Annotated in this window: 17 protein-coding genes and 4 tRNA genes; 6 read left to right on the forward strand and 15 right to left on the reverse strand. The window is 63.8% G+C overall.

Translation table 11 applies throughout. The features are described from left to right. Positions 1-7 precede the first annotated feature (7 nt). Positions 8-235: an NF038396 family protein gene (locus tag JQN66_RS12235; protein WP_188948954.1), complete on the forward strand. Its 228-nt coding sequence runs from the start codon at positions 8-10 to the stop codon at positions 233-235. 148 nt (positions 236-383) lie between these two features. After that, positions 384-1,466 (forward strand): aspartate-semialdehyde dehydrogenase, encoded by a 1,083-nt coding sequence (asd, locus tag JQN66_RS12240; protein WP_407717568.1) that lies wholly within the window; start codon positions 384-386, stop codon positions 1,464-1,466. A gap of 75 nt (positions 1,467-1,541) precedes the next feature. On the opposite strand, the gene JQN66_RS12245 is transcribed toward asd, so the two are convergent. The 8 genes from JQN66_RS12245 to JQN66_RS12280 all read right to left on the reverse strand — a co-directional run bounded on the left by JQN66_RS12245 (position 1,542) and on the right by JQN66_RS12280 (position 7,622). Next, the gene (locus JQN66_RS12245) at positions 1,542-2,081 is read right to left on the reverse strand and encodes a GNAT family N-acetyltransferase (protein WP_204675253.1); all 540 of its coding nucleotides are present in this window, start codon (positions 2,079-2,081) and stop codon (positions 1,542-1,544) included. Next, positions 2,078-3,139: a UDP-N-acetylmuramate dehydrogenase gene (locus JQN66_RS12250; RefSeq protein ID WP_204675255.1), complete on the reverse strand. Its 1,062-nt coding sequence runs from the start codon at positions 3,137-3,139 to the stop codon at positions 2,078-2,080. The genes JQN66_RS12245 and JQN66_RS12250 overlap by 4 nt, the downstream gene beginning before the upstream one ends. Before the next feature lie 51 nt (positions 3,140-3,190). Beyond that, positions 3,191-4,423, reverse strand: coding sequence for an MFS transporter (locus JQN66_RS12255; protein WP_239464002.1), 1,233 nt, complete (start codon positions 4,421-4,423; stop codon positions 3,191-3,193). After that, on the reverse strand, positions 4,399-4,839 hold the full coding sequence (locus JQN66_RS12260) for a MaoC family dehydratase (protein ID WP_188948957.1): 441 nt from the start codon (positions 4,837-4,839) through the stop codon (positions 4,399-4,401). Before JQN66_RS12260 ends, JQN66_RS12255 begins: the two co-directional genes overlap by 25 nt. 2 nt (positions 4,840-4,841) lie before the next feature. Next, positions 4,842-5,288: an FAS1-like dehydratase domain-containing protein gene (locus JQN66_RS12265; protein WP_188948958.1), complete on the reverse strand. Its 447-nt coding sequence runs from the start codon at positions 5,286-5,288 to the stop codon at positions 4,842-4,844. A gap of 104 nt (positions 5,289-5,392) precedes the next feature. Next, positions 5,393-5,668: a hypothetical protein gene (locus JQN66_RS12270; RefSeq protein ID WP_204675257.1), complete on the reverse strand. Its 276-nt coding sequence runs from the start codon at positions 5,666-5,668 to the stop codon at positions 5,393-5,395. Positions 5,669-5,811: 143 nt separating this feature from the next. Next, complete coding sequence (locus tag JQN66_RS12275) at positions 5,812-6,096, reverse strand: hypothetical protein (RefSeq protein ID WP_188948960.1); 285 nt, start codon at positions 6,094-6,096, stop codon at positions 5,812-5,814. A gap of 584 nt (positions 6,097-6,680) precedes the next feature. Further along, entirely contained in the window at positions 6,681-7,622 is a 942-nt protein-coding gene (locus tag JQN66_RS12280; RefSeq protein ID WP_204675259.1) for a DUF2797 domain-containing protein, read from the reverse strand. A gap of 385 nt (positions 7,623-8,007) precedes the next feature. On the opposite strand from JQN66_RS12280, the gene JQN66_RS12285 reads away from it, so the two are divergent. Beyond that, positions 8,008-8,742 (forward strand): GTP pyrophosphokinase, encoded by a 735-nt coding sequence (locus JQN66_RS12285; protein ID WP_229777391.1) that lies wholly within the window; start codon positions 8,008-8,010, stop codon positions 8,740-8,742. Positions 8,743-8,867: 125 nt separating this feature from the next. Here the strand turns inward: JQN66_RS12285 and JQN66_RS12290 are convergent. Together JQN66_RS12290 and JQN66_RS12295 are read right to left on the reverse strand one after the other, a co-directional pair. Continuing rightward, positions 8,868-8,941 (reverse strand) — tRNA-Met (locus JQN66_RS12290). 47 nt (positions 8,942-8,988) lie between these two features. After that, a tRNA-Thr gene (locus JQN66_RS12295) sits at positions 8,989-9,060 on the reverse strand. A 516-nt stretch (positions 9,061-9,576) separates the two neighbouring features. Between JQN66_RS12295 and JQN66_RS12300 the strand changes: the two genes are divergently transcribed. Beyond that, positions 9,577-9,648 (forward strand) — tRNA-Thr (locus tag JQN66_RS12300). 637 nt (positions 9,649-10,285) lie between these two features. On the opposite strand, the gene JQN66_RS12305 is transcribed toward JQN66_RS12300, so the two are convergent. Then, a complete protein-coding gene (locus JQN66_RS12305; protein WP_204675261.1) occupies positions 10,286-12,184 on the reverse strand; it encodes a DEAD/DEAH box helicase in 1,899 nt (632 codons plus the stop codon). Between the two features lie 305 nt (positions 12,185-12,489). Here JQN66_RS12305 and JQN66_RS12310 point away from each other — a divergent pair, with 305 nt between their 5' ends. After that, entirely contained in the window at positions 12,490-12,918 is a 429-nt protein-coding gene (locus tag JQN66_RS12310; RefSeq protein WP_204675263.1) for a hypothetical protein, read from the forward strand. 140 nt (positions 12,919-13,058) lie between these two features. On the opposite strand, the gene JQN66_RS12315 is transcribed toward JQN66_RS12310, so the two are convergent. Continuing rightward, entirely contained in the window at positions 13,059-14,216 is a 1,158-nt protein-coding gene (locus JQN66_RS12315) for a cystathionine gamma-synthase (protein ID WP_204675265.1), read from the reverse strand. A 25-nt stretch (positions 14,217-14,241) separates the two neighbouring features. Next, positions 14,242-15,606: a cystathionine beta-synthase gene (locus tag JQN66_RS12320; protein WP_204675267.1), complete on the reverse strand. Its 1,365-nt coding sequence runs from the start codon at positions 15,604-15,606 to the stop codon at positions 14,242-14,244. Between the two features lie 136 nt (positions 15,607-15,742). Here JQN66_RS12320 and JQN66_RS12325 point away from each other — a divergent pair, with 136 nt between their 5' ends. Further along, the gene (locus tag JQN66_RS12325) at positions 15,743-16,714 is read left to right on the forward strand and encodes a DNA-3-methyladenine glycosylase family protein (RefSeq protein WP_204675269.1); all 972 of its coding nucleotides are present in this window, start codon (positions 15,743-15,745) and stop codon (positions 16,712-16,714) included. Positions 16,715-16,732: 18 nt separating this feature from the next. On the opposite strand, the gene trxA is transcribed toward JQN66_RS12325, so the two are convergent. Together trxA and JQN66_RS12335 are read right to left on the reverse strand one after the other, a co-directional pair. Continuing rightward, the gene (gene trxA / locus JQN66_RS12330) at positions 16,733-17,107 is read right to left on the reverse strand and encodes a thioredoxin (RefSeq protein ID WP_188948967.1); all 375 of its coding nucleotides are present in this window, start codon (positions 17,105-17,107) and stop codon (positions 16,733-16,735) included. A 127-nt stretch (positions 17,108-17,234) separates the two neighbouring features. Beyond that, positions 17,235-17,316: transfer RNA gene (locus JQN66_RS12335), tRNA-Tyr, on the reverse strand. Between the last annotated feature and the right edge of the window lie 18 nt (positions 17,317-17,334).

A 17,334-nucleotide genomic window follows, 5' to 3' on the forward strand; every position in this document is an offset into this window, starting at 1 on the left:
ACATCCCATGAAAAAATACCTCGCTGATCTCAAACAGCATTCGGACGCCCTGTTCATCCTCGGTTACATGCTTTTCCCGCTGCTCGCACTGGTTGTCGCGGTGCTCGGGTTCTTCATGGTGCTCGGCGGACACAAGATCTTCGGTGTGGTCCTGCTCTTCGTGCCGACCCAGATTTTCATCTTCGCAGCGTTCTGGGCCATCAAGAACCGCAAGCTGCTGCTTGAGGAAAAGTAGAACTTTCGCTGCCGCAGAATCACACCCGGCCCTTCTGGGGCTTGGGTGTGATTCTGCTTTAAGAGCTGTAACGAACCGGGATAATAACGTAATTCACCCCTACCATTGATGTATGACTTCATCTGTTGGTTTTGTAGGTTACCGTGGCATGGTAGGTTCCGTGCTCATGCAGCGCATGCTCGACGAGGGCGACTTTGCGCAGATCGACCCGGTCTTCTTCTCGACGTCGAACGCCGGCGGCCAGGCCCCCGCATTCGCCGAGGGTGCAGGCCCGTTGCAGGATGCCTTTGACATCCAGACCCTGGCCAAGCTGCCGATTATCGTGACTGCCCAGGGCGGCGACTACACTACCAAGGTCCATACCGAGCTGCGCAAGGCCGGCTGGGACGGCCTGTGGATCGATGCCGCATCAAGCCTGCGCATGAACGACGACTCGGTGATTGTGCTGGACCCGATCAACCGCAATGTCATCGACCAGTCGCTGGTCGCCGGCGTCAAGGACTTCGTGGGCGGCAACTGCACCGTCTCCTGCATGCTCATGGGCTTGGGCGGACTGTTCAAGAACAACCTGGTCGAGTGGGGCACCTCCATGACCTACCAGGCGGCCTCGGGCGGCGGCGCCCGCCACATGCGCGAGCTGCTCACCCAGTTCGGGGACATCAACGCCTCGGTCGAAGGCGAGCTCGCCGATCCGGCCAGCGCGATCCTGGACATCGACCGCAAGGTGCTGGAAACCCAGCGCGGCGGCCTGGACGCCTCGCAGTTCGGCGTGCCGCTGGGCGGTTCGCTGATCCCGTGGATCGATTCGGACCTGGGCAACGGCCAGTCCCGCGAGGAGTGGAAGGCGGGCGCGGAGACGAACAAGATCCTGCAGACCTCCGGCAGCCGCCACATCGCCATGGACGGACTGTGCGTGCGCATCGGCGCCATGCGCTCGCACTCGCAGGCGCTGACCCTGAAGTTGAAGGAAGACCTGCCGGTCTCCGAGATCGAGTCGCTGCTGGCCGAGGACAACGAGTGGGCCAAGGTCGTGCCGAATGAGAAGGAAGCGACCATGGAGCAGCTGACTCCGGTCGCGGCCTCCGGCACCCTGGATATCCCGGTGGGCCGCATCCGCAAGCTGGAGATGGGTCCGGAGTACATTTCCGCCTTCACCGTGGGCGACCAGCTGCTCTGGGGCGCTGCGGAGCCGCTGCGCCGCATGCTGGCCATCGCGCAGGGCCGCCTGTAGCAAAACCCTGAAAACTGAAAATCGCCGGGTCCAAACAGCTAATGCTGTCTGGACCCGGCGATTTTTCTCTCGCGGCTAGCTAGTGGCGCGCTTTTCCCATTCTTCGCGCAGCACCGAGTAGAGCAGCTGGTCGTGCCAGGCGCCATTCCGCCACTGTGACTGACGGATTCTTCCCTCCAGCACAAAACCCAGCGTTTCCAGGCACCGCTGCTCGGCCGTGTTTTCCACGGCAGTCGTGGCTTGGATCCGGTGGCGAGGGTAGTGCGTGAACAGGTAATTCACGAGCAGCGCCTGCGCCTTGGTCCCGATGCCGGCGCCGCGGTCGCTATCGAACACGCCGATGGCGATCTCCCAGCAGGCCGAAGTATTGGCGCGGCCCCAGCTGGTCGAGGTAAACCAGTCCACCTTGCCCACCGTCTGTTCCCCCAGCACTATGGCCAAGGCGCCATCCTGCTGACCGATGAACTGGTCTAGGGCCAGCCGCTGGCGTAGCCCGGCGGTGTTCCAAAAGCCGAACCATTGCTCCGCCCCTGCCCCGGCCGCAGACTGGAATTGCTGTTCAAGCAGGTCGATATCCGCCTCGACGAGTTTGCGCAGGCCTAGCCGGTCCGTCACAGGCTGATACCGATCAGCAGCGGCTCATTGACCAGCGTGATGCCGAAGCGCTCGGCAACCCCGGCGCGCACTGCGCGGGCGATGGCCAGGATGTCCGCCGCGGTGGCGGTGCCCCGGTTCGTGATGGCCAAGGTGTGCTTGGTGGACAGCGAAGCCCGTCCCCCGGCAAGGTGGAACCCGTCGGTCCCCTCCAGGCCGTAGCCCTTGCCGAAACCCGCCTGGTCGATCAGCCAGGCGGCCGACAGCTTGACCATGCCGGCCTGCTCTACCGGGTAGTTCGGGGCGTTCTGCGGCAGCCGTGCCAGCGTTTCCGCCTCGACAATCGGGTTGGTGAAGAAGGAGCCGGTTGAATGCGAGTCCGGGTCCTGCGGGTCGTAGACCATGCCCTTGGACCGGCGCAGCTCCAGAACCGTCTGCCGGACCAGCGCCGCATCGGCGTTCTGGCCGGCCTCGACGCCCAGCCGGCGGGCCAGCTCCGCATAGCGGATCGGCGCCGACTCGTTGCTTTGCTGAAGCAGGAACGCGGCTTCCAGCACCACATAGCGGGGAGAGCCGTGGGTGCTGGTGCGCTTTATCAGCGAATCCCGGTAGGCGAACGCCAGATCCTCCTTCGACAGCTGCAGGATCTCCTGCGTGCTGCGGTCCCAGACACGGGCCCAGACCAGGGTCTGGGAGACGTCCGCTCCATAGGCTCCGACGTTCTGCACCGGGGTGGCCCCTGCACAGCCGGGGATCCCGGAGAGGGCTTCGAGGCCGCTCAGGCCTTCGGCCAGCGAGTACTCGACCGTCGCGTCCCAGTTCTCGCCGGCCGCGGCACGCAACAGCGCCAGCCCGCCGCCTTGTTCCTCGGCAACCAGGCCGCGCGTGGCGATACGGATGACGGTGCCCGGGTATCCCTCGTCCGAGATGACCAGGTTCGAGCCGCCGCCGATGAACAGGATGTCCTCGCCGGCGTTGTCCGCGGCGGTGATCGCCGCAATCAGCTCGGCTTCGGTGGAAGCGGTCACGGTGCGGGCGGCCTCGCCGCCGACGGCCGTGGTGGTCATGTTCTTCAGCATTGGACTACTAACTTTCGATTTGTCTCTGGAGTTTCAGTGATCCTGGCGGATCTAGCCGGCCGTCTCGGGCTCGCGCGGATAGCCTGCGGCATTCTTGGCCAGCAGGAATGCCACGACAACCAGGATCGAGATGCAACCGAGGGCCGGCAGCAGACCGATAAACCCTGCCAGCAGGCCCAGCAGCGGCGGGCCACCCAGGAACGCCGCGTAGCCGATGGTGGATACCACTGCCACGCGGGCTGCAGCGTGTTCCGGATCATCCGATGCGGCGCTCATGGCCAGCGGGAAGGTCAGGGCCACGCCCATGCCCCACACTGCCAGTGCGACGAAGGCCAGCGGCAGGTTCCCGCCGAACGCGAAGATCAGCAGGCCCACCAACGCGGCAATGGCGCTGGCGCGGATCATCCAGACCCGGCCCATGCGCAGGATGAGGTCCCCTGCCAGCAGCCGGGTCAGCGTCATGGCGGTCACGAAGGTCGCATAGCCCAGCGCCCCGGTGGCCTCGGTCGTCCCGTAGCCGTCGGCGAGGGCCAAGGCCACCCAGTCCCCGGCCGCGCCTTCGGCGAGCGCCATGCCCAGCACCAGCACACCCAGCAGGACCGTTTGCGGTTCCTTCCAGGTGGACTGCAGCGAATGCCCCTTGGACTTCGAATCCTTGGAGGTCCGGCTCCTATCCTCTCCGTAGAAACGGGTCGAGTACAGCACCATGGCGATGATCAGGATCCCCATGAATCCGTAGTGCAACGGCAGCGGCAGCGCGACCGCTGCGGCACCAGCCCCGATTCCCGCGCCGAGGACGGTGCCCACGGAGAAGAACCCGTGCAGGGCCGGCATGATGCTGCGTCCCAGCGCGCGTTCCATGGCCGCGCCCTGGATGTTGGAGGCGACGTTCCACGAGGCGGCGCCAAGCCCCTGGCAGAAGAGCACCGTCGCGGTCAGGATGCTCGAATGCAGCAACCCCGAAGTGGAGCCGACGCCCATGAGCGCGATGCCTGAAATCAGTGCGCCGTAGCGCATGACGTTGGTGGCCCCGAAACGCATGACCAGGTGCCCGGCCAGGGACACCGACAGGAAGGATCCTGCGCTCATCCCGAGCAGCAGCAGCCCGACCTGCGAGTGGTCCAGTCCCAGCTCGTCGCGCAGGGCCGGAAGCCTGGAGACCAAGGTGGCCAGCAGCAGGCCGCTGGCCATGTAGGCGGCCATCAGCGCGTTGCGCCAATGCCTGACCTCGACCGGCACGTCGGCGGCGGTTTGCTGGTTCAGAGCTGCACCACGGCCTGGCACTTGAGCAGTACCTTGGTTCCGTTGGCGGAGACTGTCAGGTCCACGCGTGCGGTGCGGGCTTCGGCATCCAGCGCACCGATCTTGCCCTCGACCTCGATGGTGGTTCCTTCGAAGTCCGAGGGGTTGGTCCCCTCGGGATCCTCGACGACAACAGGCTTGGTGAAGCGGGTCTGGTAGTCGATGACCGCGCCCGGGTTGCCGACCCAGGTGGAGACGAGGTCGATGACCGCACCCATGGTGAACATGCCATGGGCGATCACCGAGGGCAGTTCAACTTCCTTGGCGAAACGCTCGTTCCAGTGGATCGGGTTGAAATCCCCGGAAGCACCGGCGTAGCGCACCAGGTCGGCGCGGTTGACCTTGACGGTATGGGTGCCGAGAACCTGTCCCTTTTCAAGGGTGTCGAAAACGATCATGATTAGTCCTCAGCTCGAACCAGTAGCGATGAAACAGTGGTGGCGATCTTTTCCCCGCCGACGGTAGTGATCTCGGCGCGGGTGGTGATCATCGCGCCGGCTCCCATTTCGCGGATCTGGTCGACGTACAGCTCGGCCAGCAGCTCGTCGCCGGCGACGATGGGACGGTGGTGGGTGAAGCGCTGGTCGGCGTGCACCACGCGGGAGAAGTCGATCCCCGAGGCAGGGTCTGCGATCAGCTGGGCGTCGGCGCGCTGGGCGACGATGATGGCGAAGGTCGGCGGGGCCACCACGTCGCTGAAGCCTAGCTTGCGCGCGGATTCGACATCGTAGTGGGCCGGCGAGGTGGCCTTGGTGGCTGCGGCGAATTCTCGGATCTTCTCTCGTCCTACCTGGTAGGACTCGCCGGCAGGGTAGATGCGCCCCACCAGATCAGGGTTGATGCCCATTAGTTCTCCTGAACTTTGTGACTGTGTATTGATTGCTGTCCGCGCAAGGCCCAGCCGCTCGGGGCTACAGACCCTGCGGAACGCAAAACCGTTGGGGTACGGAGCTATTTGCCGCCGTTGTCCTTGTTCTTCTTGGCTCGCGGAACGGCCAGCCCGTTGGCGATTCGCCAGTTGCGGACATCCTTGGCTCGAACCACGAGACCGGCCACATGGCAGAGCATGCCGATGACCAGCAGCCCGATGGCCATGTAGGCCAATGGCCGGTTGTGGCTGACCGAGGCGATGATTGTCAGGACGATGCCCAGACCGATGGTTCCGATCGCGATCAAGACGATCTTCTTGTAGTGCTGGGAGGCCGCCTCCCAAGGCGTATTGGTCATACCCACCAGTCTAGTTCAGGGCCGGGAGGGACCGCGGACGGTACGAGGGTATTTCTGCTGACACCCCGGAACCGCCGGTTCATTCAGGGATATCCGGCAAGCTCGTCGGCAGGACGCATCGGCGGGCCGGACGCCCGCGACGATTAGGCGAAGATGTATGGCAGCGCTCGCAGGGTGCTGAAGACCCCGAAGATCGCCACCGCGTAACCGAGGGCCAGGGCCAGGATGGCTGCTTTTGCTCCCTGTTCCTTCCTCGCCTTAATCTGGTTCAGCGCCACATGGCCGGCACCTACCGCGAAGACGGCAAGGCCGGTGCCGCCGAGGAAGATCAGGGCCGCGATTTCGGCAATGGCAAGGCAGAGGGCGATGATTGACAAGCGGTTCACCCGCGGGCTGACGGCGTTCTCCGTGCTGTCGAGTTGCTCCATGGTTCCTCCTTCAACTCAAAAATCTATCCGGATACCAGCTAGGTGCTCCGCGGTGATGGCGCCGGCCAGCGAGAGTGGACTGCCCAGTATCCGGCGGCAGCGCTCCGTCGACAGCTGCAATTCAGGATCCTGTTGCCGGTAGAACCAGTAGTTCACGAACTTCTGAGGATCAGCATTCCGCAGACGACTTGGAATTTCTTCCCGTCACCTATTCACCGAGTCTAGGTGACGTCGGCACAAGAGGCGCCCATGCCATCGGATCGTTTCTTCGCGCTGCGTTCGTTGCCCTGACGCGCCGGCCGGCGCTAGGCTCCACGGATGGCAGTGCCCACGCAGGGCGAAGCGAACTCGCCGTCCCCGGTATTAGTGGTCGAAAACCCTGCCCGCTTCCTCGAACACGAATGGCCTCGCGGCGAGGCCGAGCACGTTCGCATGTTCGAGGCGTTGGGCAGGCAACGCACGCAGCGGCCCAGAGAAGATTCCGGGGAGAGGTTCGGGGACTTCCCTGCTGTGAAAGTTCCTTCGGGGGCCGCAGTGGATACTAGTTGCAGCCGTGGCGCTTTCTTCCCCGTAGGCTCGATCGCTTAGAACAAGGCTGATTGTTCTTCGTGGAAGTCCCCGCGTTCATCGGCTACGTCCAATTCATGGGTTTTGAGTTCCGCTGCGTCGATAAGCCTCAGGGTTGTCGCTGGGCCGCTGTCGACCATGATGGTTTGCCCGAGAACTCCGCGCACCCTGATGTTGAACTGGTTGTCGGCGATCTCCTGATCCCACGGATGCAGCGAATGCGCATCCCATGCCTCAACCACCCGTTGCGCATACTCGGGCTGTTCCCATTGCTCGTCCCGAAGCTCGATGCCGTAGGTCTCCAGGCCGCGTTGCGCGGACAGGAAGCTGCGGGCTTTCGCCGCCGCTGCATCGTTGATTTCATCGAGGCTGGCCAAATTCAGTTCCCAGCTGGTCAGCCCCTTGACCTTTGACTTCTGCCGCACCTGCTGGCCCAGTCCCACGTGTTCGGTGATGAGATCTTCAAGCACGCGGATGGCCGCACCGTCCGCCGCACCGGCAATGTAGCGGGCGACTACGGCCCCCTGCTGGGCAAGACGGCTCCATTTGCTCTGGGTTGAGGTGGTGCCGACCTTCGTGGCTCCGTGGGCGAAGCTTGCCACGTACAGGAAGTGCGGCTGCTCCAGGTACTTGCGCATCCCCGCCGGCGCTTCACCGGTCGTATGGAAATGGTGCATGAATTTGGAGTGGTCCAGGCGCCGGCATCGGTCGCACTGGCTTCCGGTCCGCACGGCTTTGTTCTTGGGGCAGGGGAAGTTGTTGCGGCTTCCATCGGGGTTCATGGTGATATAGCCCAGGCAGAATTTCAGGTCGCTGACCTGCAGGCGCAGGGTGCGGTTCACCGACAGCGACTCATGGCTCCACTGTGAACCACGGCGCAGGCTCAGGCTCGGCGCCGGCTCGTAGTGGGAAAAACTAATCCCGTGGCAGAGCTGTCGTGATTCGCTGGGGAATTCCATGGAGGCCTTTCAAGAGAAGAGTCGCATTCAAGCCTAGGCCAGTGCCAACCGGTTCGGAGAACGTAGCCCACCAGAACGGCCGCCGCCCTCGCGGAACATTGCCGACCCGAGCGGGGTTGCCATTCTCACGGCCCTGGCCAGGATTTCTTACCAGCTACGTATCGGCCGCCGTGTAAACCGATGACTTTCGGGCGGCGCTCCAGGGGTTCTGGCCATTTTCTTAGGAGCGCGTTCTACGCTGGAGGTACATACAGGCGCGCGCTCCCGGCTTCGCGACAGTGATTATTCAGAGGTGATCGAGATTTCAACTCAAAGCTCAGACCGGCCGTCCCCGTCCCCGGTGGCACTGCCTACCGCAGCGATGAACAACCCTGAACTCCAGAACATGGCACGCACGTTCCATCACCAGTTCCAGCGTTTCATGATGGAGCACCAGTTTGCGGTCGATGAAATCCTGACCAAGGTCTCGATCCTCCGCGAGGAATTCCTGTACCTGCACAAGTACAACCCGATCGAGCATGTCACGTCCAGGGTCAAGTCCCCGGAAAGCATCATGAGAAAGGTTGCCCAGCGGCACATCACTCCAACGTTCGAGGCTATTCGCGAAAACATCAGCGACATCGCCGGCGTTCGCATTACCTGCAGCTTCGTGAAAGACATCTACAAGGTGCTCAACACGCTGACCTCGCAAAGCGATCTGGAAGTCATCCAGATCAAGGACTACCTCAAGAATCCAAAACCCAACGGATACAAGAGCCTGCATGCCATCGTGAAGGTCCCTGTTTTCCTGTCCGAGGGGCCGGTAGACATCACCGTGGAAATCCAGATCAGAACGATCGCGCAGGACTTCTGGGCGACGCTCGAGCACAAGATCTTCTACAAGTACGAGGGCGCGGTGCCTGAGCATCTCGTCGAAGAGCTGGCTGAAGCTGCACGGGTCGCTGAGAGCCTCGACATGAAAATGCAAAGGCTGCACACGGAAGTCCACGGTCACGACGTCAACAGCACCGAGTCGGAAAACGAACGCGGTTTCGATGATTCCGTGCTGCAGGAACTGCTGATGATCGCACAGCAGGGAGCGACGGCGGAACAACCCGAGTCCCAGAAGAAACGCAACTGACCCGGGTATGCGCGGATCGGTCTCAAACCGGCCCGCGCGTATCCCGCTCCCCGGCCTGCGGCAGGATGCACCCGGGATTTTTCCTCTTAACGAGAAAAGCCCCGGATGAACCGGGGCCATTCTTGTAGCGGCGCCGGGACTCGATCCCGGGACCTCACGATTATGAGTCGTGCGCTCTAACCAGCTGAGCTACGCCGCCACAAGTGAGAAGCTTTCCAGTAGAAGCCAAGATCGCTTCTCACTCAGAGCCCCCTGCCGGAATCGATCCGGCGACCTCGTTCTTACCAAGAACGCGCTCTACCACTGAGCTAAGGGGGCAACGAGTAAATACTCTACACGGGTTTCCGTGGAAACAAAAATCGTCAACTACCCCCGGAAATGCCGCGCAAAAATCATACATAACCCCAAGTCAGATAATGTTTTATGTTTGCCGAGGGGCATCAGTAAACGATGCCCGGGACAAAAACACTCACAGTGACGATGCTCACTGACGTTTCGGGGTCCAGGAATTGACAAGCCATTGGCGCCCAGTCATTAAATGACGGCCCGATCCGCTGGCTAATGCCCGAGCTATCGAAGATATTTGCGGGCACCCATTCACAATTCACCGCGATTCACCCAGGCGCCACGCATGCGGACGCGACCCCGGCAATTCCGCTTCTCCGGGCGATTCCCACGCCGTCAAGAATTCTGGCGCCACGGATCCCGCCACCCCCGATCCCCCATGCGACTACCGCTGTCATTGTCGACCTGAGTAGGAGCGATGTGACCTCAGCTACAAATTGCTGCAGAATTTTGCAATCACTCAAAAGCTGTGTAAAGTTATTACTCGTTGCCCCCTTAGCTCAGTGGTAGAGCGCGTTCTTGGTAAGAACGAGGTCGCCGGATCGATTCCGGCAGGGGGCTCGAAATAGGAGAGGCAATCTGAATTCAGATTGCCTCTCTTTTCGTTTCCCTGCGCCATTTCCTGCTCCATTGCTTGCGGGATTCTTTGCCGTTTTTCAGGCCTCGCCCGGGAACAATCAAGGTCCTGTAATCCCTAGCCGCTCCATGCCACGAGCCATCGGTTTTACAGCCCTTGGACCGCATTCCAACCGCCCACTTGCCTCTGCTCTCCATCCGGCAGGCATCCTTCTTCCCCACAGGCTGTTCCCCGGAGGCGTCCCAGGCATCGGCCGGCGGACCCGGCGAGCAGAGGCTGCCGCCGGGAGCATTCCGATGTCCCCCGTACATGCGTGCTTGCCCGCAGACCCGAGCAGGACTGTGGGCCGAGCTCCCACCCGCCAGAGCCCGTGAGAGGCCTTCGCAGCGCCCAAGACGGCACAATCCCGACCCCGCCCGTCCTTGGCCTGCAGATCAAGCGCTGTGCAGCCGCAGAAGGGCGGCATTCCCCGTCAGTGCGCGCCTGCTGTCCGCTGTCGTGCACCGCCGGGTTCTTTGGACACCGTTGCCACGCAGGTGCAGGGAAAACGAGAACCCCCGGAAAGGACCAAGTGGTCCTTTCCGGGGGTTCCCAGTTCACGCTGGCTAAGCCGCTGGAGGCTTAGTAGTCGCGGCGACGAGCCGAATCGCTGAAGCGATCCTTGCTGCGTCCGCCGAAGCGCTTTTCTCCGCCACCGCGGCGGTCATCGCCACGGAAGCCGCCCGAGCGCTTGCGGTCGTTGAAGCCGCCGCCTCGTCCGCCGCGGTAGCCGCCACGATCCGAATCGTCGTCGCCGTGCTGCTTGCGGCCGGAGTCAAGCTCCAGGTTGATCGGCTCTCCGCCGATGCGGGTGTTGGACAGCGCACGCCACTGGTCCTTGCTCAGCTCGGCTGGCAGCTCGACCAGGGTGTGGTCCGAACGGATCTCGATGCCGCCGATTTCCGAGGAGTTGAAGCCGCCCTCGTTGGCCAGTGCGCCAACGATGGAGCCCGGCTGCACGCGGTTGCGGCGGCCGACAGCCAGACGGTACATGGCGTTGCCTTCGGCAGCGGTCTTGCCGCGGCGGGGGCCGCGCTCTCCGCGATCGCCACGGTCGCCGCGGTCTGCACGGTCGCGCTCAAGACGGGCCTTCTTGGCAGGAGGGATAACCGGCTCGGTCATCAGCAGCGGACGACCGCCCTGGGCCATGAGGGCCAGAGCTGCAGCGATTTCCAGGTGGTCCAGGTCCTCGTGCTGGGAGGCGAACTGCTCCACGATTTCGCGGAAGGTGCCCAGGTCCTGACCGGTGATGGTGGCATCGATGCGGTCGGTGAACTTCTGGATGCGGCGGTTGTTCACCGAATCCAGGGAAGGAAGCTGCATCTGGGTCACCGACTGGCGGGTGGCCTTCTCGATGGCGCGCAGCAGGTACTTCTCACGCGGGGTCATGAAGAGGATCGCGTCGCCCGTGCGGCCTGCACGGCCGGTACGGCCAATGCGGTGCACGTAGGACTCGGTGTCGTGCGGGATGTCGAAGTTCACGACGTGCGAGATGCGCTCGACGTCCAGACCGCGAGCGGCGACGTCGGTGGCGACCAGGATGTCGATCTTGCCCGAGCGCAGGTTCTCGACCGTGCGCTCACGCTGCTGCTGCGGGATGTCGCCGTTGATGGCTGCAGCGGTGAAGCCGCGGGCCTTCAGCTTGTCGGCGAGGTCCTCGGTGGCCATCTTGGTGCGCACGAAGGCGATGACGCCGTCAAATGGCTCGGATTCGAGGATGCGGGTCATGGCGTCCAGCTTGTGTGCGCCCATCACCTGCAGGTAGCGCTGGGTGATGTTGGCGCCGGTGGTCTGCTTGGACTTCACGGCGACTTCCTGCGGGTTGCGCAGGTACTCGGAAGCGATGCGGCGGATCGTGCGCGGCATGGTGGCCGAGAACAGGGCAACCTGCTTGTCCGCCGGGGTGGCTTCCAAGATCTTGTCGACCTCTTCGGCGAAGCCCATGCGCAGCATTTCGTCGGCCTCGTCCAGCACCATGTACTGCAGGTTGGACAGGTCCAGGGAACCCTTGTTGATGTGGTCGATCACGCGACCCGGGGTGCCAACGACAACCTGTGCGCCGCGGCGCAGGCCGGCCAGCTGAGGGCCGTATGGCGAGCCGCCGTAGACAGGCAGCACGGTGAAATCAGGAAGGTACTTGGCGTAGGAGGTGAAAGCCTCGGCAACCTGCAGCGCAAGCTCGCGGGTCGGTGCCAGCACCAGGATCTGCGGGGTGCGGGCCGGACCGTTCAGGTCGGCCAGCTCTGCCATGCGGGACAGGGCAGGCAGTGCGAACGCGGCGGTCTTGCCGGTACCGGTCTGGGCCAGGCCGACAACGTCGCGGCCCTCGATCAGCAGTGGGATGGTGGCGGCCTGGATCGGCGACGGCTTTTCGTAGCCCAGGTCGGCCAGTGCTGCAAGCACGCGGGCATCAAGACCAAGTTCGCTGAAGGTAACCGTTGGTTCCTCGGTGGTCTGGGCGTCGGCAGTGTTTACGGGCATGTCAGAAGACAAGAAGAATTACCTCAATCGTTAGGGGAAAGGCCTAGCCGTCCCCATAAGAAACGACGCCAGGCTGCACAGTCAGAAAACAAGTCACGCTCATCAAGCGCTCCCCTATGACATAAAGACCCGCACACACTTTGCGGAGATACAACACGAGAAGGCTCTAACCTCAAAAATTGGGCCAGATGCAAGGGATACCCTGATGTTCGCGAACACCTAATGCTAACGAATCCGGAGCCTGTTTGTCAGCGTCAGGGGTGTGTGAGATCGGGCACCGCAGCTAAACCAGTAGGGTTGGAACCGTGAATATTCGTGATTTTCCAAGGCGTCCGGACGAGCCCGTGCCCGGCGGGCTGCTCATCTCGCAGCTGCTCTGGGTGCTGGCCGGAGTGCTCTTCCTGGGCTTCGGCGCATTCCTGGTTTACGAACAAACCCAACGCGGTTCCTTCGACCTCGGCGCGATGGCCCTGGTCGTGCTGCTGCTGGCCGCCGGGGCCGCGTTCGGCATTCTGGCGTACCGGCTGTTCCTCGGCCAGCGTTCGGCGCGGGCCCAGCTGACTTGGGTCGGGCTGATCGCGGCCCTGCCCATGGTGCTGCGCATGGGACGGTATTCAATCCTGGCGGCCATCGTGCTGTTCAGCGTCGCGCTGATGTGGGCGCCGGCCAGCAACCGCTACTTCAAGGTGGTCTCCCCCAAGCCGCGCAAACGCCGCCCGCTGCCCCCGCGCTGACAACTCCCGCGCCGCCCAGCACCCGGACCTGCAGGTTCGCGGGCAGGACGGCAAATGCGCGCTGAACCCGGTGACGGGTCAGCGCGCATTTTTCATTTCCGTCCGTTGCCTATTCCTCCGGCATCGGGTGTCCTTGCCTCCTACAGCGCGGAGAAGGCCCGGTCCAGGTCGTCAATGAGGTCCGCAGCGTCCTCGATGCCCACCGAGAGGCGCAGCAGATTCACCGGCACGGCCAGCTCGGTGCCCTTGACCGACGCGTGGGTCATCTCCGAGGGGTAGTTCATCAGCGATTCGATGCCGCCCAGCGACTCGGCCAGGGTGAACAGCCTGGTGCTTTCCGCGACGGTGCGGGCCGCCGCCTCGCCGCCGGCGAACTGCACGGAGACCATGCCGCCGAAGCCGCTCATCTGGGTCTTGGCGATCTCGTGGCCCGGGTGGTTTTCCAGGCCCGGGTACAGCACCCGCTCCACTTCCTTGCGCTCGCCCAACCAGGCGGCCACCTGCGCCGCGTTTTCCGAGTGGGTGCGCATGCGCACGCCCAGGGTCTTCAGGCCGCGGGTGGTCAGAAACGCGTCCATCGGGCCGGAGACCGCGCCCACGGCAAACTGGATGAACCCGATCTTCTCCGCCAATTCGGCGTCCTTGACGATGACCGCCCCGCCGACCACGTCGGAGTGGCCGCCGATGTACTTGGTGGTCGAGTGCACCACGATGTCCGCGCCCAGCGCCAGCGGCTGCTGCAGGAAGGGACTGGCGAACGTGTTGTCCACGACCAGCAGCGCTCCGGCTGCGTGGGCGATCCGCGCGGCCTTGGCGATGTCGGTGATCTTCATCATCGGGTTCGACGGGGTCTCGACCCACACCAGCTTCGCCTTGTTCTTTTCGATCGCTGCGGTCAGCGCCGCCTCGTCGCCCATGTCCACCGGGGTGTTGCCGATGCCCCAGGCGCCCAGCACGCGGTCGATCAGGCGGAAGGTGCCGCCGTAGGCGTCGTTGCCCAGCACGATGTGGTCCCCCGGGCGCAGGATCGCGCGGATCAGCGAATCCTCGGCGGCCAGGCCGGAGCCGAAGGAGAAGGCGTGGGTGCCGTGCTCGGCGGAGGCCAGCTGCTCCTGCAGCGCGTCGCGGGTCGGATTGCCGCCGCGGCCGTATTCGTAGCCGCTGCGCAGCTGTCCGATGGCTTCCTGCGCATAGGTCGAGGAGAAGTGCAGCGGAGGCACCACGGCGCCGGTGACCGGTTCAAAGGCCTGGCCGGCGTGGACGAAGCGGGTGTTGGATCCCTGGGCATTGTGGGTCATTGAATGTGTGTCCTTTGCGAAATCTCTAGCGGGTGACGTAGGCCAGCAGGTCTGATGCGGTCAGGGCGGCGACGACTTCGCCGTTGTCGGCCAGCAGCACAGCGGGGTGATCCGCCAGCAGCTGGTGGGCGCGTTCCAGGCTCTCCCCCACTCCCAGCAGCGGGACGGGCAGCGAGTCCAGGTCGGCCAGGGTGCTCTCCGGCGCGGCACCGGCCAGCAACGCCTCGGTGAGCTGCGCGGCGCCGACGACCCCGCGAACCTCGCCGATGCGGGCCGGCAACTGCGCCGTGGCGGCAACCAGCGCGTCCGCTCCGGATTCGCGCAGCGATGCCGCGGCCCGGGCCAGCGTGGTGTCCAGCGGAATGGTCATCACCGGGTCGGCCGCCAGCGCGGTGGCCACGCGACGCAGCTCGGCGTCGCCGTCGCCGGTGAAGCCCTGGGTCAGCATCCACGATTCGTTGTAGATCTTGGTCAGGTAGCCGCGGCCCCCGTCCGGGGCGATGACGACGATGACGTCGTCCTCGTCCAGGTCCTTGGCGATGCGCAGGGCCGCTGCAACGGCCATGCCCGAGGAGCCGCCCAGCAGCAGTCCCTCTTCCTTGGCCAGCCGGCGGGTCATGGCGAAGGCCTCGGCATCGGTGACGGCCTGGACCTCGTCGGGCACGGCAGGGTCGTAGTTCCCCGGCCACATGTCTTCTCCCACGCCCTCGACGAAGTAGGGGCGGCCGGTGCCGCCGGAGTAGACCGAGCCGTCCGGGTCCGCGGCGATGACCTTCACCGGGCCGGAGGCGCGGTCGGCGGAGATCTGCTTGAGGTAGCGGCCGGTGCCGGTGATGGTGCCGCCGGTGCCGGCGCTGATCACCACATGGGTCAGTTTGCCGTCGGTGTCGGTCCAGATTTCCGGGCCCGTGGTTTCAAAGTGGCTGTCCGGCGCCCCGGGGTTGGAGAACTGGTCGGGTTTGTAGGCGCCGTCGATCTCGGTGACCAAACGGTCCGAAACCCCGTAGTACGACTCGGGCGAATCCGGGGCGACCGCGGTGGGGGTCACCACGACCTCGGCTCCGTAGGCGCGCAACACGTCGCGTTTTTCCTCGCCGACCTTGTCCGGGGTGACGAAGACGGTGCGGTATCCCTTGAGCTGGCCCACCATGGCCAGGCCGACGCCGGTGTTGCCGCTGGTGGGCTCCACGATGGTGCCCCCCGGTTTCAGCTCGCCGCTCTGCTCTGCACGCTCGATCATCTTCAGCGCGATGCGGTCCTTGATGGAACCGCCCGGGTTCAAGTATTCGAGCTTCACGAGTACCGTGGCCTTGATGCCTTCAGTCACGCGGTTGAGTTTCACGAGCGGCGTGTTGCCGATCAGGTCCAGAACGGTAGGCGCATACTTCATGTCAAGAACTTTACCGGCGGGTGTCACACTTGTCGTTCCCGCCCGTAGTCTTACGTCACGCAGTTCCCGGAGCACCTTCGCGGTGCTAACAGAATGAGACGCCTGCGCCCAGCGAAAAGAGAGGATTCTGCCGCCGATGCAGTTGGATCAGAATGCCGCGACAGGGATCTTCGATCCCCAGCGCCCGGTGTCTCTGGGCAAGTCATTGGGGATTCTGCGCCGAGGGCTGGGTGATCCAACGATTCGCTTGTCCGGCTCCGAAGCCTGGCTGGTGTTCGCAACTCCCGACGGGGATGCCTCGCTGCGAATTCTCAAATCCACGCTTAACTCGCCTGCAACATTCCAGGCGTGGGGACCCGGAGCCCGGTGGGCGGTGGAGTTCGCCCCGGATCTGCTGGGCGCCAGTGACGACTGGAGCGCTTTCGACGCCCCGGAATTCAACGGGCTGCTGCCACAGATCGTGCGGCATACCCGTTCCCTGCACCGGGATGTCGTCTTGCCGCGGACCAACCGGATTTTCGAGCATCTGCTGGGCGCAGTGCTGGAGCAGCGCGTCACCGGGATCGAGGCGAACTTCGCGTGGCGGTGGCTGATCCGCCACAAGGGGCGGCCGGCACCCGGTCCGGTGCCCGAAGGCCTGCGTATTGCCCCCGGGGCCGAGCAGATCGCGACGATGAACCGGTGGGATTGGCAGGCAGCGAGGGTGGACCAGCAGCGGGCTTCGGCGCTGCGCCAGGTGGCGGCGGCGGCCGGAAGCCTTCAGTGGTGGGCCGGACGTCCAATCGAGGAGGCGAAGCCGTCCGCGAGAAAACCCGGAACCTTGGAGGCCGCGCTGCTCTCGCTGCCGGGCATTGGCCCCTGGACCGTGGCCGAGACGTTGCAGCGTTCGCATGGCTCGGCGGATTTAGTGTCCGTGGGAGATTTCCACTTGGCGGCGTTCGTGGGCCAGGCGCTCACCGGCAGGCGCGTGGATGACGCCGGAATGCTGGAACTTCTTGCTCCGTTCGCTCCGCATCGCCAGCGGGTGGTTCGCCTGCTGCAGCTTTCGGGCGAACGGAAGCAAAGCTTCGGGCCCCGCTATGCGCCGCTGGATCACCGGGAGCGCTAGAACCCGAAGCGTAGGGATTTAGGACTCCGCCTGTGCGGCTTCCTGGGCGATCTGCGCGTGGACCTCGCCCATGTCGATGCCCTTGACCGCAGTGACCAGGTCTTCGAGCTGGCTGGCGTTCAGGGCGCCGGCCTGCGAGAACACGAGGACCTTTTCACGGAAGGCCATGATGGTCGGGATGGAGGTGACGTTGGCGGCGCGGGCCAGGCCCTGCTCCGCCTCGGTGTCGACCTTCGCGAAGACGACGTCGGTGAACTTCTCCGAAGTCTGCTCGTACACTGGGGCGAACTGGCGGCAAGGACCGCACCACGCAGCCCAGAAATCCACGAGGACAATGTCGTTCTCTTCGATCAGCTGCGCGAATTCGTTTTCGCTCACATTTTTAGTTGCCATGCTTACACGGTAGCGGACGCACACGGTGAATACCCAGAAATGGGAGATTTAACGAGCCTTGGTCATTTCGGGAATAACTTCGGGTTAATCAAAAAACTCCCAGATCTTTCGATCTGGGAGTTATTTGTGGCAGATACTGGATTCGAACCAGTGAAGGCGTTGCCAGCTGATTTACAGTCAGCCCCCTTTGGCCACTCGGGTAATCTGCCGAGCCGCTCCGTTTGAGA

It is taken from the genome of Glutamicibacter protophormiae (genome assembly GCF_016894325.1).
GTDB lineage: Bacteria > Actinomycetota > Actinomycetes > Actinomycetales > Micrococcaceae > Glutamicibacter > Glutamicibacter protophormiae.

Bases quoted from the DNA above. Each gene is read 5' to 3' on its own strand.
- trxA (WP_188948967.1), bottom strand. From the start codon at position 17,107: ATGGCAACTAAAAATGTGAGCGAAAACGAATTCGCGCAGCTGATCGAA.
- JQN66_RS12235 (WP_188948954.1), top strand. From the start codon at position 8: ATGAAAAAATACCTCGCTGATCTCAAACAGCATTCGGACGCCCTGTTC.
- JQN66_RS12320 (WP_204675267.1), bottom strand. From the start codon at position 15,606: ATGAAGTATGCGCCTACCGTTCTGGACCTGATCGGCAACACGCCGCTC.
- JQN66_RS12270 (WP_204675257.1), bottom strand. From the start codon at position 5,668: ATGACCAATACGCCTTGGGAGGCGGCCTCCCAGCACTACAAGAAGATC.
- asd (WP_407717568.1), top strand. From the start codon at position 384: ATGGTAGGTTCCGTGCTCATGCAGCGCATGCTCGACGAGGGCGACTTT.
- JQN66_RS12325 (WP_204675269.1), top strand. From the start codon at position 15,743: ATGCAGTTGGATCAGAATGCCGCGACAGGGATCTTCGATCCCCAGCGC.
- JQN66_RS12250 (WP_204675255.1), bottom strand. From the start codon at position 3,139: ATGCTGAAGAACATGACCACCACGGCCGTCGGCGGCGAGGCCGCCCGC.
- JQN66_RS12315 (WP_204675265.1), bottom strand. From the start codon at position 14,216: ATGACCCACAATGCCCAGGGATCCAACACCCGCTTCGTCCACGCCGGC.
- JQN66_RS12280 (WP_204675259.1), bottom strand. From the start codon at position 7,622: ATGGAATTCCCCAGCGAATCACGACAGCTCTGCCACGGGATTAGTTTT.
- JQN66_RS12275 (WP_188948960.1), bottom strand. From the start codon at position 6,096: ATGGAGCAACTCGACAGCACGGAGAACGCCGTCAGCCCGCGGGTGAAC.
- JQN66_RS12265 (WP_188948958.1), bottom strand. From the start codon at position 5,288: ATGGGCATCAACCCTGATCTGGTGGGGCGCATCTACCCTGCCGGCGAG.
- JQN66_RS12260 (WP_188948957.1), bottom strand. From the start codon at position 4,839: ATGATCGTTTTCGACACCCTTGAAAAGGGACAGGTTCTCGGCACCCAT.
- JQN66_RS12305 (WP_204675261.1), bottom strand. From the start codon at position 12,184: ATGCCCGTAAACACTGCCGACGCCCAGACCACCGAGGAACCAACGGTT.
- JQN66_RS12285 (WP_229777391.1), top strand. From the start codon at position 8,008: ATGGCACGCACGTTCCATCACCAGTTCCAGCGTTTCATGATGGAGCAC.